13 protein-coding genes and 1 pseudogene are annotated in these 13,718 nt (G+C 46.4%); 2 read left to right on the top strand and 12 right to left on the bottom strand.

Features of this window, described 5'->3' with window-relative positions; translation table 11 throughout:
* Nucleotides 1-4: 4 nt before the first annotated feature.
* From MKY98_RS07800 to MKY98_RS07760, 9 genes are all read right to left on the bottom strand, one after another.
* On the bottom strand, nt 5-304 hold the full coding sequence (locus MKY98_RS07800; RefSeq protein ID WP_341010755.1) for a hypothetical protein: 300 nt from the start codon (nt 302-304) through the stop codon (nt 5-7).
* Nucleotides 301-2,343 (bottom strand): prohead protease/major capsid protein fusion protein, encoded by a 2,043-nt coding sequence (locus tag MKY98_RS07795; protein WP_341010754.1) that lies wholly within the window; start codon nt 2,341-2,343, stop codon nt 301-303. Before MKY98_RS07795 ends, MKY98_RS07800 begins: the two co-directional genes overlap by 4 nt.
* On the bottom strand, nt 2,291-3,817 hold the full coding sequence (locus MKY98_RS07790; protein ID WP_341010752.1) for a phage portal protein: 1,527 nt from the start codon (nt 3,815-3,817) through the stop codon (nt 2,291-2,293). Before MKY98_RS07790 ends, MKY98_RS07795 begins: the two co-directional genes overlap by 53 nt.
* A gap of 5 nt (nt 3,818-3,822) precedes the next feature.
* A complete protein-coding gene (locus MKY98_RS07785; protein ID WP_341010751.1) occupies nt 3,823-4,056 on the bottom strand; it encodes a hypothetical protein in 234 nt (77 codons plus the stop codon).
* Nucleotides 4,047-5,867, bottom strand: a complete 1,821-nt coding sequence (locus MKY98_RS07780; RefSeq protein ID WP_341010750.1) for a phage terminase large subunit family protein — start codon at nt 5,865-5,867, stop codon at nt 4,047-4,049. Before MKY98_RS07780 ends, MKY98_RS07785 begins: the two co-directional genes overlap by 10 nt.
* Nucleotides 5,845-6,375 carry a hypothetical protein gene (locus MKY98_RS07775; RefSeq protein WP_341010749.1) on the bottom strand — a complete coding sequence of 177 codons (531 nt, stop codon included), beginning with the start codon at nt 6,373-6,375 and terminating at the stop codon, nt 5,845-5,847. Before MKY98_RS07775 ends, MKY98_RS07780 begins: the two co-directional genes overlap by 23 nt.
* Before the next feature lie 127 nt (nt 6,376-6,502).
* A complete protein-coding gene (locus tag MKY98_RS07770) occupies nt 6,503-6,727 on the bottom strand; it encodes a hypothetical protein (protein WP_341010748.1) in 225 nt (74 codons plus the stop codon).
* Between the two features lie 224 nt (nt 6,728-6,951).
* A complete protein-coding gene (locus MKY98_RS07765) occupies nt 6,952-7,176 on the bottom strand; it encodes a hypothetical protein (protein WP_341010747.1) in 225 nt (74 codons plus the stop codon).
* A 235-nt stretch (nt 7,177-7,411) separates the two neighbouring features.
* The gene (locus MKY98_RS07760; RefSeq protein WP_341010746.1) at nt 7,412-7,669 is read right to left on the bottom strand and encodes a hypothetical protein; all 258 of its coding nucleotides are present in this window, start codon (nt 7,667-7,669) and stop codon (nt 7,412-7,414) included.
* A 264-nt stretch (nt 7,670-7,933) separates the two neighbouring features.
* On the opposite strand from MKY98_RS07760, the gene MKY98_RS07755 reads away from it, so the two are divergent.
* Nucleotides 7,934-9,583, top strand: a complete 1,650-nt coding sequence (locus MKY98_RS07755; protein WP_341010745.1) for a recombinase family protein — start codon at nt 7,934-7,936, stop codon at nt 9,581-9,583.
* A gap of 4 nt (nt 9,584-9,587) precedes the next feature.
* Here MKY98_RS07755 and MKY98_RS07750 read toward each other — a convergent pair.
* A pseudogene (locus MKY98_RS07750) lies at nt 9,588-10,451 on the bottom strand (protein prkA); the annotation flags it as partial.
* Between the two features lie 283 nt (nt 10,452-10,734).
* On the opposite strand from MKY98_RS07750, the gene MKY98_RS07745 reads away from it, so the two are divergent.
* The gene (locus MKY98_RS07745) at nt 10,735-11,568 is read left to right on the top strand and encodes a DUF2161 domain-containing phosphodiesterase (RefSeq protein WP_069012819.1); all 834 of its coding nucleotides are present in this window, start codon (nt 10,735-10,737) and stop codon (nt 11,566-11,568) included.
* Between the two features lie 19 nt (nt 11,569-11,587).
* On the opposite strand, the gene MKY98_RS07740 is transcribed toward MKY98_RS07745, so the two are convergent.
* Together MKY98_RS07740 and MKY98_RS07735 are read right to left on the bottom strand one after the other, a co-directional pair.
* Nucleotides 11,588-12,841: an aminotransferase-like domain-containing protein gene (locus MKY98_RS07740; RefSeq protein WP_029516518.1), complete on the bottom strand. Its 1,254-nt coding sequence runs from the start codon at nt 12,839-12,841 to the stop codon at nt 11,588-11,590.
* 50 nt (nt 12,842-12,891) lie between these two features.
* Nucleotides 12,892-13,548, bottom strand: coding sequence for a response regulator transcription factor (locus MKY98_RS07735; RefSeq protein WP_029516517.1), 657 nt, complete (start codon nt 13,546-13,548; stop codon nt 12,892-12,894).
* Nucleotides 13,549-13,718: the final 170 nt, after the last annotated feature.

Below are 13,718 nucleotides of genomic sequence, written 5' to 3'. Positions count from 1 at the left end.
GTTATTATTTGGCAGGATTTTCAGCAAGCCATTTTTCATATTGCTCTTGCCGACCCTCTTTATTACTGGATGCTGTAAACTCAAGTGATTCAAGGAGCTTTTTTTGTTCTTCGGCTCCCATAGCGCCAAAATCAGCAGCGGAAACAGCAGCAGGCGTTACGCCTTCTGTTTCCTGCTCCTGAGAATCCTCAATTGCTCCATTTGCTTGAAGCTCCAGAATAAAATCCATAGGAAGCTGGCCCTTTACATTGGAGCCAGCTTCCCATAAACGACCAGCGTAATTAAGTGGTTTCTTCAAAATCATTGTCCACTACCTCCTGTTGCACCCGGATTTTTGAACAATCCACGGCTGTCCAGCACGGTTACACCATAGTCAAAGAAGATACGGAAGTCCATTCCAAGACGGTCAAAAGGAATGTCTGTTTCCAACGTCGGTTCCTCTTGTCCTCGCAGATAGGTGACCTCGATTGTATCCGCAATATTCGGGTTAGCAGCCATATACCAAGCAGCGGCAGAATATTGATCGAGTTCCGCATCCACAATAATATCCATTGAGTTACGGAAAACGTTGGATACTCCGCTGTGTTTGCCGGATGGGTCCGCATCACTGTGCAGGAATTGATTAGCGCTAGTTTCCAAAGAAGCGGGAACCAACAAAAATTGCGGTGCGATATTCAGCGTAGCTTCCCCGCGCTGTCCTTTTTGTGTTCTCATAGCCGTGCGACCCTCAGACATTGAAACAGTGTTGATATCTGCCCCGGTACCCAAGTTTTTATGATCCGTACCAAATAGGGCTTTACCATCCCAAATAAGAGGATTTGAGGCCAGCATTTTATACACCAAAGCGTTGATACCACGTTTTGCTGAGATTACATAGGCTTGTGGCACCTTGGAAAGCATGTCCAGGTCGTCATTAATGAACGCTTCCCGCGTAAATCCCCAGCGCTTGGAGTATGTGAGCACTGCTTTTGTGACCTTTTCATCCTTCATCGCTGCATCATATGGAATTGGAGCGTTTTGCGCTGTCAACTCCAAACCACCAGCCTCAGAAATGCGATAGTGTTCTGCTGCCTTAAAATCGGAGTTACTACCACGACCTGTCCAATGTTGGAACGTGGTTGGAGCTTCTGCGTAGGCTTGTGACAGCGTTTTGTTGGCGGCATTAGAAATAATGCCTTGGAATGTGCTATCAGGCGACAGAGCGCGGCGTAAAAGGTCCTCGTCACGCAACAAATGCGCTCCCGACTCTCCAGCACGGACCAAGCACTCAACAGCCAAATCACGCAACCGCAGCGAGCGTAGTTCTGGCGCCCCCGGCGCTGGCTTTGCAACACCTCTGCCCGCACGCATAAGCAGGGCATCGGATGCAGCTGCACGGAATTTGTCCGTTTCCTCTGTCGTGACCTGTACACCGGAGGCGTGTGGTTTACGATCTTCGATTTGTTTTTGCAAAATGGCCTGACGGACCTTATCAACTCCGCTGCCATCCTCAATGTACGGTGAAGCATCCACGCCGAAGTTACGGCACAGCGCATTAATTTCCGTTACGCGGCTCCGTTCTGCCGCTGCCGCCGCTGCCCGAATACCATCTTCGTTAATCGGTGGCGCTGGTGGTGCCTGTGGTTCGCCGGATCGTTGGCCTGCGCCTGCCGGGGTTCCGCCTCCAATTTCTCCACCTGTATCCGGCGCGTGCATCAATCCCTGCGCTGCCAAAGCCAACATTTTCAATCCCTTCATTCTTTCATCCTCGCTTTCATTTTGTAAATTACGTCCTATACCTACTGACGGATCGGCAGGTGTAGGCTCGATACTTATTTCAAACGGCTGCCATTTAAGAGCTACATAAGCTGGCCCAGTGAATCTACCATTGGCGGAAGTCTTACCCGCCTTAACTTCTTCCCAGGAGCTGACTTCATAGCCAACTGATACGCCTTTGATGGTCCCTTTTTTAACCTTCTGAAACACCCGGTCACTATCAGGGTCGTCATCAAACTCCACAACAGCCCGTGCTTTCCGTTCGGTATCATCTGTCCAGACCTGTTTAATAGTACCGATTGGCATGTTCCCATAATTAGGGTCACGGCCATGAGCGAATAATAAAACCCCGACATCGTTCAACCTAGAAAGGTCAATCGCTCCGGGGTCATGAGACAAAATTTCATCACCGAACCAGCGTCCATAAGGTGCTTCGGATGAAAAAGAAAGCTCAATCGTTCGATCTTCTTCGTTTACAGATTCAGTATTGATAGTCAATACACGAGATAATTGCTTATCCGGTACAGTTGCATTTCTATGCAGCGTCATCGGCATCTTCTGCATCTTTATTTTCTTCATCTGGCTCATTGTCTGCTCCTTTCTTTGGAATATCCGTGGCTGTCGGTTCTGAACCGGACAACTCACGTATTAATTGCTGTTCTGCTGCACGCTGCGCCACCACATCACGCCAATCTTCCCCGCGCTCGGCGCATATACGGGCTAAAGTGTCTTGGTTGGAAGCAAGAGCTGTTTCATTTGCTTTCACCTCCTTCAAAGGGTCAATCCAAGCACTTCCTGGCGGTATCCAGACATGCGCCCTGTACGACTCCTTGTTTTGTTGGTACTTTGGCAATTCCAATTGGCCTGAGAGATGCATTGCATCTAAAAACTCTTGATAGATCGGTGTCAGCACGCGCTTAATAATCATCTTCTGCATTTTTTTGTACAGCTTACGATCTTCAAGCAGTCCTTGTCGGGCCGATGAATAATTAACTTGTGATAGGTCACGAGATACAGCTTCATAGCTCAGCCCAATTCCTGCTGATACAAGCCGGACCAATGTGGTAATCCACTCTTTGGCATTCGATGCCTGACCGGAAGGAACAACCGTTTGAACTTCATCACCTGGATTAAGTTCCCCAATCATCCCTGGAGCCAGTGATACACCCGAATAGTCAATTTCATTATCTGTTTGGACTCCGCGTCCCACTCTACCGCCGCTCGGGGTGTCTTTCTTAATAAAAACAGACAAGCAGGCCAGAACTCTTTCCTTTATGGAGACGGCCTCAATGAATTGATTAGCGTCCTTGACACGTGGTAATGCTGTTGCCAGATTAGAAACTTCCCTAACCTGCTGTGGCGTGGTCTTTTTGAATAGATAAATAACATCCTTCGCAGGAATACGTACATTTTCGACCGGATTAAGAAAATATCCATCTGATACCTTGAAATGATATGCCACGGGCTTGTTGTACTGGTCTATCTCGATCCCCTCAACAATTCGGTTACCATCACCAGGTGCAACAATAGTGTTTTTCGTGTCAAGTTCATCAACGGAACGAACCTGAATTTTGAAAGGGAACTTTTCACCTTTGACATAGACCTTTATCAAGAAAATACCGCCATCGACAATATAACGACGGATCATCATTTCCTCAATTTCTTCTAAAGACTGCGTAGCGGTAATATCCACATTCTCTGCCTTGCAAAACTCTTCCCATAGATCCTCAATCTGTTTATTCATTTCGCCATTGGCATTCCCAGGCATGTCATGCGGCAATTTCGCTTGAAGCATGATCCCGGTCCCTATCACATTTCGTTCAAAAGCGGAGATGATCGCACCGCCTATATCGCTGTTTCGCTCCATGTCCTGCGCCCGTGCCCGGATTAGTGACCTTTCGGTTGCCTTCATGTGCTCGTTTGGCGTTTGAGATGGGTTCCAATTATGATTGAGTCGTCCGCGACTGCCGGAATCAAATACATCCATCCCGGTGCGCCACGCCATGCGTTTATACGCCCAACGCGGACTAATAGCAGCTATCGAACGATCAAGCCAACTCATCAACTTTACCTCCCTTCAAAATAAACCTTTCTGAACATTCCGTTTCCGCTTTCCAGTGCTTCGATTTCCTGTTCTAATCGGCTCCGTTCAGTGTACAATGTGGCTAAATCTGCCCGTTTAAGCGACCTGTTTGCGATTGAATATTCTTGTGCCCCTGACTGTATGGCGCTAATTGCTGTTTCAACCTCAAGCAGTTGTTCGCGCAGCTTTAAGAGCCTTTCTTCCTGTGTCATAGCCATGAACCATTTCCTCCCCCTACCCATGAATTTTGCTTCGCAGGCTTTTTACTAACTTCTTTTTTGGGTTCTGGCTTCTCTTCGTATCGCAAGTACCGGATACCCAAGCAATCCGCAGCAAAAGCGGCATAAACCTCTGTGTCAAGGTAATGGTTATCTGCGTGCGCTGTCTTTGGTCGCCAAACTTCATATTCATTACGTCCGCGCTTCTCAATCACTTTTTCTTCCGCTGTGATTTGCTCGGCATAATCCAAATCACAGCCTGTATAAACAAACCAACCGCCTGGGTCGTCATTCTTGAACCCCAAACGGTTGAAAATGAAGTCTTTATAATATCCGCCATCGACCATATATAAAGAAATACCGTACATGCCGCGTTCCTCTCGGTCGATTTTCGATAGACTGAATTTCTTAGTTAGGGTCTTGCTGGAACCCTTTACTGCTACTGCCCACTCGCTGTTATTGACGCAAAATGTATAGGTATCATCCGCATTATAACCGGAGTCAATAGCACACAACCTGACTAAATGTTCTGTGCCATCTCTAGAGCAATATGAAATATTCATCACATCTTCAATTTGCGCCCATGTTTCCACTACACCATGACGTATATTTTGGCTGACCATTCCATCGCCCCAGGCTCGGATGGTGTAGTAAAACCGATCCTTCTGAACGTCCACCCCTCCAGTCAGCAGAATAGTCCGGTCAGGCACTACCCCTTCCTCATATCCGCTGTCCTTCTCAAGCACCTTGTCACTGTTAAGCTTTATCTGCGTGTTTTCCCAAGGCTCGGCCAGCCAGGAATTGATAAAGTTCATAAGCTCTTCCGGTATTTTCCTTGAAGTCATAAACTCGGCAGCCACATCACCAAAACGCACCCACGGGCTGTATATGGCATTGAGCCAAAAGCCTGTTTTTCGGCGCAGCTTAGTTTCTCCAGACGGATCTCGCCATTCTCCAGCTCGAAGCATAGCAGGCTTGTGAGCGTCCCGTATAATTTCATTACAATGCTCACATTCATAGTGAGCTGCCCCCCGGATAGACTCCGTATCCAAGCTCTTATCAAAGATTATTTTCTTGAACTTGAACGTTTGATACTGTCCACAATGAGGACACGGCACGTAATATTCCAGTTTGATGTCTGCGCCTTCCCACGCCTGCCAGATGGGTCCGGTGCGAACGGTCGGCGTAGAAGTCTGCATAATCTTTTTGTTAAATGGGAATGTTTTGGTACGCTCTCTCGCCAGAGAACGCGGGTCCGCTTCCTTCCCTGCCGATTTAGGGTATTTGTCCACTTCATCCATGAATAAGAAGCGAATCGGGCGGCTGGAAAGTGTTGCTGGACTGTTCGCCCCAGCTATAACCGTGTACATCCCGTCAAATTGGAGTTCCAAATCTTTAGAATTCCCCGGGCGAAAGCGACTACGTAAGGCGGGGCTTAATTCCATCATCGGTTGCAATCGGTTTTCTGACGTAAATTTAGCCATGTCCAAGTTGGGATACATAACAAGTGCCGGGCTTGGGTCCTGGGCAACAACAAAAGCCAGCATATTATTAAGGCATTCTGTGCCTCCGACCTGTGTCGGCTTTAAGAAAATAATTTCTTCTACTCGTGGATCGGTAAAAGCGTCCATAATCCCGCGTAAATAAGGTGTTCTGTCCGTGGACCACTGCCCTGGTTCGGCGGATGTTTTGCTATCTAACACCCTGTATCGGTCTGCCCATTCTGCTACTGTCAACTTTTCAGGCGGTCGCAATACTTGGAAAGCCTCAGTAAGCCAGTCAGCCCACTTACTTTTTGCCTTTTTTGGCATAATACACGCCCCGGACAGACATTTGTTGCAAGACTGCTCCTGTTGTGTCGGCTATATTTTGTTCAATCATCCTGACCGTTTCAGGGTCAACGTAAGGTGCGACCTCCATTGCAACACGGCGACTAATTCCGGACACAGAACGTTTCAACGTAGTAAAAAAACGTTGAAGCTCTGAAACTACCTCATCACGCTTTATATACTGGCCTTTGGTAACTGCATTTTTAAATTCCGCTGCTTCCGCCTGCTTCTCTTTCAACTTTGCTTCAAAACGCAGTTTCCGCGCGGCATCGCTTTTTGGTTCCTCATCGTCAGACTCATCGTCTCCACCCAAACGGTACTCCATGACCCAATCGAAAGAAGATTTTAGAGGGTACCAACCGTTCCCCGCTTTGGGCATTCCAAGCTTCACCCACTGTGCAAGTGTGTTGCGGTGTACCCCGAACAGTTCAGCAGCGTAAGAAGCGCTGATACACAAGACTTCATCTATCATTTTCACCTGCTTTTCCATGCCCAAAATACCACCCCCAAAATGCACAGTGCACAGTGATTTTTTTTCATAAAAAATATCGAATTTTCGGGGTCATTCGTACCCGCATGGTACCCCCGGCCTGGGAAGGACCCAAATTTAAAATAATTTACAAATTAAGCTTATTTCCGTAATGCTCTAAGCCCTTCTCGTTGAGTCCTGCTAAGAAGAATAGTTGTGCTGTATTCAACTCATATCCATATTTCTCTTGGTATAGAGTATTGAACAACTTGACTTCATCCGCTTCAATGGCCTTGCTTATTTCTTCATGCGTGAAGGTGTCGAGTATAAACCCCATATCAATAAATGATTCTTTCAGTTCTTCATCGCTCATTATTCTCCACTGCCTTTACGGTGAACGACTATTGATACTATGACACATATGATCAATATAACGATCCATAAAGGCCAATAAGCGATTAGCTTCTCTCCCTCTGTCATGTGTATCATGTCATCTATGAATTGACTTATCACCACGACGCTCCTTTCGGTTGCGTGGAGTATTCGCCCTGCCTGCCGTTAGTCGTACAATCCACTTGAGTATTTTCATATTTGCACCTACTTATAATTGACTTCAAAATCTATAAAGGACGGCGGTTCAGTCAAAATCATTTTGACTGACTGTACATCCACCTTGTTGTCTTTGGCATACTGTATAACTTTAGCTGCTATCTCCTGTTTTAGTTGATAATGAGGTACGTCCTTCTTTAGATTAACAACGACTCTCAGTTCCCCGTTATCCAATAGATTCATCTGACAATAGTAATCTTGTTCATGTCCCATTGATGATCCCCTTTCTACAGTTCGCCCACATGCATGTCTGCTTTGTTCCTGTCCAGTTACCCCATACACACCCTTGGCACTTGGTAGGCTGTTGAGGCGACACAGCAGGCACAGGCGGCGGTCGTTTGGTTGATTTAAACATATGTCTTCCCCCAATTAATAAATGGCGCACAGCGGAGTCGAACCGCCCATAGTCCTTTATGCACCACAAGCCCGGCATGAGCCGGGTAAGGTATTACAATAACTCTGCTGCAAGTTGCTTGAGCACTGGTGGTGTGGAAATAAGTTTACCGTCTGACTCGTTGCCGTTGATGTAGGCTTTATCTTCTTTGGCATAATAGACAACGCCTTGGCCCTCTACGATCGGAAAGCCGCTTTCATCATCCGTCAGGGATGTTTGAACGTGCTTGCCGTGCTGTGCTGCGTGTTCTTCATCATGTAGATGCAAAATACCGTCAGAACTAAGAAATGCGAAACGTGGTTTTACAGACATGCTAGTTTCCTCCTTGTTTTGGCATAGCAAAAAGGAGAACGAATTTTCGTTCCCCTCATGCTTGCTTATGGATTGGTGAAGCTAAGGAAAAGTTTCCTGATCACCAAATTTCGATGTTATAAATATATCAGATCAAAAATAAAAAATGTGATAACTATCTTCTATCATTTTGCTATTATTTTTCTAAGATTTTCGTTCTTTTACTTTTTTGTTTGGGATATAATACATTACACATACCAAAATAAAAACTAAAGGATGTTGTATATGGCTCCTGTAAGTGCTGATTTTCTACTTAGTTTAGGAATTGAAAACATAATTAACTACCTGCGTAAATCCAGAGCAGACGAAGAACATGAAAGAAGAACGGGCGAAGATGTTCTAAAAGCCCAAAAAGAGTTAATGGATAGAGTCCTTGAACCTTTGGGAATACCTTATACACAGCGTCCCGAAGTAGGGTCCGGTGACAAAATATCAACACGGCCAGTTTTCCAAGGTGTCATTGATGATCTTCGCATGAAGAAATACCAGGCTATTGCAGTTAAAGAGATATCACGTATGGGCCGTGGCTCTTATACTGATATGGGTGTTATTTATGATTTAATAGTTGATAATCGGATTTTCATTCTAACTCCTTACAAATTATATGATCCTCGTAACCCGTCTGACCTACGACAAATCCGCTTTGAACTCTTTATGTCTCGTGAAGAATTCGAAACAACTAGAGAACGTCTATTTGGAGGTAGAGTGAACAACGCAATTGCAGGCCGTTGGGTTGCTGGTCCTGCTCCGTTCGGATTCGATTATGATAAGGATTCGAAAAAGCTAGTTATAAATGAAGAGGAAGCTAGTATTGTGCGTATGATATTTGATTATTATGTAAATGGTGTGCCAGAATCTGACGGAACAAGACGTGCTGTTAGCTTCCGGGCTTTGGCTACATATATAAGCAAAAAAACATTGATACGGACACCTAAAGGAAAAAAAGAATGGCATCCAAATCAACTATTACAGCTAATAAGCAACGAGCGGTATATAGGAACATTGCGCTTCCGAACTACACAGAGAATCAATGGGAAAATGGTCCAGCGTCCAGAAGAAGAACATATAATCGTGCCGGATGCATTCCCGGCTATCATTAACCCTACCATATGGTTACAGGCACAGGGCAAATTAATTGACTCTGCTCATAAACCGCGTAACAAGATGGATTTTTCCCCTTGTGAACTTGCTGGCCTATGTGTGTGCCATAAATGTGGCCGGAGAATGGTTAGACAATACAGCGTTCAAAACTACAAAACAAAATCGGGGGCTATAAGTAAATATCACAAAGAATTTTTGTGGTGTACTACTTCCGGCTGTACATTTTTGAAATATAGATCTATAGAAGAAGACTTACTGGAAGTTTTGCGGCATTTCTCAAATTTAGATAAGGATATTCTACAAGAACAACTCTCCCAACTTATTGCAGAAGATAAAAAGGTTAATTATAAAGAAGACGTATCTTCATATATTGAGTCGCGAAGCAAAGAACTAAAGAACCGGATGAATTTCATTTATGAAAAATATGAAACTGGCAAGTATACAGATGAAATGTTTGACGAAAGAAAAGCGGAGATTGATTCGGAGTTACAGGAACTTGCCCTTCTAAAAGCAGAAGCAAGTAAACCACTTCCTACGGAGAGAAATCAAATTGATATTGATGTGGTGAAGAATAATCTAACATCTGTTCTTGAGGCGTACCAAGCAGCAGAAGATAAATCTGATCGTAATAAAATACTGAGAAGTGTCTTTGATCGTGTTATTGTGGAATTAACGGAACGAGGTCGGGGCCGTATTCCTGCTAAATATGTATTGTACCCAGTTTTAAAGCCGGGTTTGGTTGCGCGTGATTTCTTTAGCCTTATGAGTATATAACCTATTCATCTGCACTGATGAGCGCAAACCGCCCGGCCTTGAAATTCCCCTCTTGGGTCAGAGAAAGCAAATTCCACAAAAACTTCTCATCGCATTTCAGCATTTCCTGAAACTCCATCAGTCCACGATTTGCTTTGTTCAACTCTCCGTCAAACCGATACGCACGCGGGTCGGATTCCGAACCATACTCCGTAATCGTGGAAAAGTCGATGCTGCCCGTCAAATCAGCAATATCCTGTGACTTCGGATCAGAAGGGCTGAACGTACCAATACCAATCCGGTTTTCTTCCGATATAAACACCCGCTCCACGCGGACCTTTTCAATATCGCCATCAAATTCTGTGCGCAATCTCATCTGGCAGGATGGGCAGAGATTACCTTCAATCCGTACACCCAGCTCCTTTTCAAAATCGGGACGCAGCTCATGGGGAATCAGATGAAGCGGGTCCTCATGCATCGGGCAGCCTTCAATCGCGTACACGGCTCCCTGATCCGTTCTCGAAAATTTCTCCAGGCCACGCTTTAGCAACGTGACCAGTGTCGATTTCCCCCCACTGACGGGTCCCATCAAAAGAAGGATACGCTTGCGCACATCGAGTCGCCTGGCTGAGGAATGGAAATATTCCTCCACCAACTTTTCCAGCGCTCGATCCAGTCCAAAGATCTCCTGCTCAAAAAATTTATATCGCTTATGTCCCCCAACCTCTTCTACACCAAAAGATTCAATCATCTTGTAAACCCGTGCATGAGCTGTCATCGCCGGCGTCGGGTCTTTCTTGAGTATCTCAATATACTCTCTAAAAGTGCCGCTCCAGGCCAGACGGTTGTTTTCCGCCCGGTACTCCGCAACGCGTTCAAAAATATTCATGCTCGGTTCCTCCCATGACTGCGTAATGACTATCCTCCACTCCGGATGATTATGGCTACACTCGTCACGCCTTTCAGGATATGATGCAATCCCCTTAAAAAAAGTGTAATACATACCTATGCAGATTGATTTCAGAATTGACCTATTTTTTGTGACAGGTCTCTCTGCTTTATCGAAAAAACCAAGGGATACACTGTGCTAAAATATACAACAACGACGCGGACCTGACGCATTATGGTACAATATAAGCTCGGAATAATGGGATAAAGGAGCGGGAGAAGTCATGGCGGTTCGGCATGAGACGGAGCTGTACGCTCCGGTGAAAGCCTTTTTTGAGAGCTTGGGATATGAAGTCAGAGGAGAGGTGCGCAACTGCGATTTGGTGGGTATCAAGCCAGGGCAACAGACACCACTGATTGTAGAGATCAAAAAGACGTTTAACCTGGCGCTTGTGCTGCAAGGCATGCAGCGTTTGAAACTAAGCAGCAATGTATATGTGGCTGTAGAACGGAATCGTGCCAAAAAAGGGGCCGTGAATCAGCGCTGGAACGAACTGGTGGGACTGTGCCGCCAGTTAGGACTTGGCTTGCTTACCGTCACCCATTTCAAAACGAAGCCGCCGCTCGTTGAGGTACTGTGTAACCCTGCGCTACCTAGCGACAATGCCCGCAATGCAGCAGCGGTACGCCCGGGCTCGCGCAAGGAAAAGCTACTGCGGGAATTTCACGCACGCAGCGGTGACCACAATACTGGCGGCAGCACCCGACGCAAGCTGGTCACTGCCTATCGGGAAAAAGCGCTGCGCGTAGCGGCAGCCTTGCAGAGCTTGGGGGAAGCCGCTCCGGCGCAGCTCGCTCGCATAGCAGCCGTCAGCACAGCTGCTGCCGTGCTTCAGCATAACTACTACGGCTGGTTTGAGCGCGTATCCCGCGGCCGCTATCGACTGACTCCGTTTGGCGAAGCTGCCCTAAATGAGTATGCGGCAGTACTGCAAGAACATGGCATTAAAACGGCCGCTGGAATGGACGCAGAGCTTGACGAGGATAGTGGACAGCGCCAGATTGCGGAAGCGCCAATCACTTACTCCACCGTTGCTGCGGAAACGGAGGATGACTGACATGGGGCGATGGTTTTTGCTAGCTCCGTGCAGTAAATTCACTAATCGTCTCACCGATCAGATTCATGCCCATAAGCAATTGCTCACGGCCCGGATGGCTAAAATTGAGGCGAATATGGGACGCGCCTTCACTACCAACCGCACATAGCGCACCTGGCATAAATGCTACGCCTTTGGGTAACGCCGCCTTTAGCAGCAATGCGCTGTCCAGCCCATCGGGCAACTGCACCCATACATACATGCCACCGGACGGAATATGATACGTCACGTCTTTCCAAAACGGACGCTTGAGCAACTCCAAGATTAATTGAAGTCGAGTCGAATATTCCTTGTTCAGCATCGCTAAGTGCTCGTGCCATTGAAAACGCGAGCTGGTCAACAATTGGAACAGCAGCCGTTGGTTCATCGTACTGGATTGCATATCAGCCAACTGCTTCAAGGCGTACATTCCTTCAATCAGCGGCGCAGGACCAGCAGCCCAACCCGTTCTCAGCGCAGGAGCAACGGTTTTATTGAACGAACCGATATAGAGCACTTGACCGCCCTGACCCGCATGATCCAGCGCAAATAGTGAGGGGTAAGTCTCTGCGAATTTTCGACTCTGACCATGCGGACTCTTGTCATGGGACTCATTTTTTTGCTTCAAATGCAATTCACCATAAGAATCGTCCTCAACTACCAGTACCTCATGATGCCTACACAGGTCCAAAATTTCCTGCCGCCTTGCCGCGCTCCACAAGGAGCCCGTGGGGTTCGTAAACGTTGGCGTGGCAAAAAAAAGCTTGGGTCGATAACGGATCATTAAAGCTTCAAGCTTATCAGGAATGACACCTTCCCCATCTGATTCTACAGGAACGATCTGTGCACCCTGCATAGATAGTACTTGTAAACATCCAGGAGATGTAGGATTTTCGACCAATACCGGATCACGCTCATCCACCATCAGCCTTATGATCAGGTCAATGGCCTGCTGACTACCTGTCGTGAGAAGGATTTGACCTGGTGGTACTCTTACTCCTTTACGCTGTTCCCACTCACCCGCAAGCCATGCTCGCAAAGGAAAATAGCCCTCCGGTTCACCATACTGGAGGGCATCAGGGCCGGAGCCAAACACATCATGGGCCGCTTCTTCCAGCAACTTCACCGGAAACAGCTCTTGTGCAGGCAATTCTTCAGCCAGAGATATAAAGGAGTGTCTTCTCGCATTTTCCCGGATATGACGCACTGGAGAAGCCAACATCGCAGCCGTTCGTGAAGCAAAGGAATATTGCATGAACATCCTCCTTCTCCTGAAAAATAGGTCATGATCTCCGGGCTGACGCATCAGGCATATAGCTGCTTCCTCTGACGCGCATATAAGGCATAACGTTCAATCGCCTGCGCCCGGCTGGACACGCCTAATTTTGCATAAATTTTACGTAGATAATTATCAATGGAGCGCCGGCTAACTTCGATCTCGATAGCAATTTTGTCATATGTAATTCCTTGTACAATACGTTCCATAATAAACACTTCGGTTTGTGTCAATTCGTCAAAAGGCTCGGATGCCATTAACGGCATAAAGGGCCAGTTTCCATACCGAATCCAATCCATCGGCAAGGAAGCAAATCCTTCGCGTAAACCGTTGATCAGATGGATTAACTGGCTCGGTGATGCCTGTTTGGATAACATTCCATTTGCTCCGAGCGAAATTAGCTGCTGAAACAAAGTAATATTATCCTCATCCGTCATAATAACAATATGGCTGTCCGGAGACAAGGCCCGCATTTGTGTCAAAAATGGTTCCGCCGTTCCCTCAGGCAACCTGTAGTCCATTAAAACGATTTCTGGTCGAATGGAGCAAGCCAGCTCCAAGCCTTCCGTTCCGGAGGAAGACATCCCTCTGACAAGCAAATCCTGCTGGTCTTCCAAAATAAGCTTTGTTCCCAGCATACTTGTAGGATGGATATCTATGATGACCACCTGCCATACTTTTCTCATATCTAAACCTCCTGATTTTACAAAAAAATACATAGTTAATAGCGAAAATAATCCTAAAATTGGTGATTGCATATGTAGAAATTGCGCGAATGTGAACGTATAGGAAGCGAAAAACGTTTAAGGAAATTGTATCCTAGGACTTCCTTCCGATGCAATCTCTTTTTCCAATA

The organism is Paenibacillus sp. FSL M8-0228 (assembly GCF_038007385.1).
Lineage (GTDB): Bacteria > Bacillota > Bacilli > Paenibacillales > Paenibacillaceae > Paenibacillus > Paenibacillus polymyxa_D.
This window is presented reverse-complemented; position numbering and strand designations above follow the sequence as displayed.

What these genes read in the sequence shown, in the direction of transcription:
- MKY98_RS07800 (WP_341010755.1), bottom strand. Translation starts at nt 304, where the DNA reads ATGATTTTGAAGAAACCACTTAATTACGCTGGTCGTTTATGGGAAGCT.
- MKY98_RS07795 (WP_341010754.1), bottom strand. Translation starts at nt 2,343, where the DNA reads ATGAGCCAGATGAAGAAAATAAAGATGCAGAAGATGCCGATGACGCTG.
- MKY98_RS07790 (WP_341010752.1), bottom strand. Translation starts at nt 3,817, where the DNA reads ATGAGTTGGCTTGATCGTTCGATAGCTGCTATTAGTCCGCGTTGGGCG.
- MKY98_RS07785 (WP_341010751.1), bottom strand. Translation starts at nt 4,056, where the DNA reads ATGGCTATGACACAGGAAGAAAGGCTCTTAAAGCTGCGCGAACAACTG.
- MKY98_RS07780 (WP_341010750.1), bottom strand. Translation starts at nt 5,867, where the DNA reads ATGCCAAAAAAGGCAAAAAGTAAGTGGGCTGACTGGCTTACTGAGGCT.
- MKY98_RS07775 (WP_341010749.1), bottom strand. Translation starts at nt 6,375, where the DNA reads ATGGAAAAGCAGGTGAAAATGATAGATGAAGTCTTGTGTATCAGCGCT.
- MKY98_RS07770 (WP_341010748.1), bottom strand. Translation starts at nt 6,727, where the DNA reads ATGAGCGATGAAGAACTGAAAGAATCATTTATTGATATGGGGTTTATA.
- MKY98_RS07765 (WP_341010747.1), bottom strand. Translation starts at nt 7,176, where the DNA reads ATGGGACATGAACAAGATTACTATTGTCAGATGAATCTATTGGATAAC.
- MKY98_RS07760 (WP_341010746.1), bottom strand. Translation starts at nt 7,669, where the DNA reads ATGTCTGTAAAACCACGTTTCGCATTTCTTAGTTCTGACGGTATTTTG.
- MKY98_RS07755 (WP_341010745.1), top strand. Translation starts at nt 7,934, where the DNA reads ATGGCTCCTGTAAGTGCTGATTTTCTACTTAGTTTAGGAATTGAAAAC.
- MKY98_RS07745 (WP_069012819.1), top strand. Translation starts at nt 10,735, where the DNA reads ATGGCGGTTCGGCATGAGACGGAGCTGTACGCTCCGGTGAAAGCCTTT.
- MKY98_RS07740 (WP_029516518.1), bottom strand. Translation starts at nt 12,841, where the DNA reads ATGCAATATTCCTTTGCTTCACGAACGGCTGCGATGTTGGCTTCTCCA.
- MKY98_RS07735 (WP_029516517.1), bottom strand. Translation starts at nt 13,548, where the DNA reads ATGAGAAAAGTATGGCAGGTGGTCATCATAGATATCCATCCTACAAGT.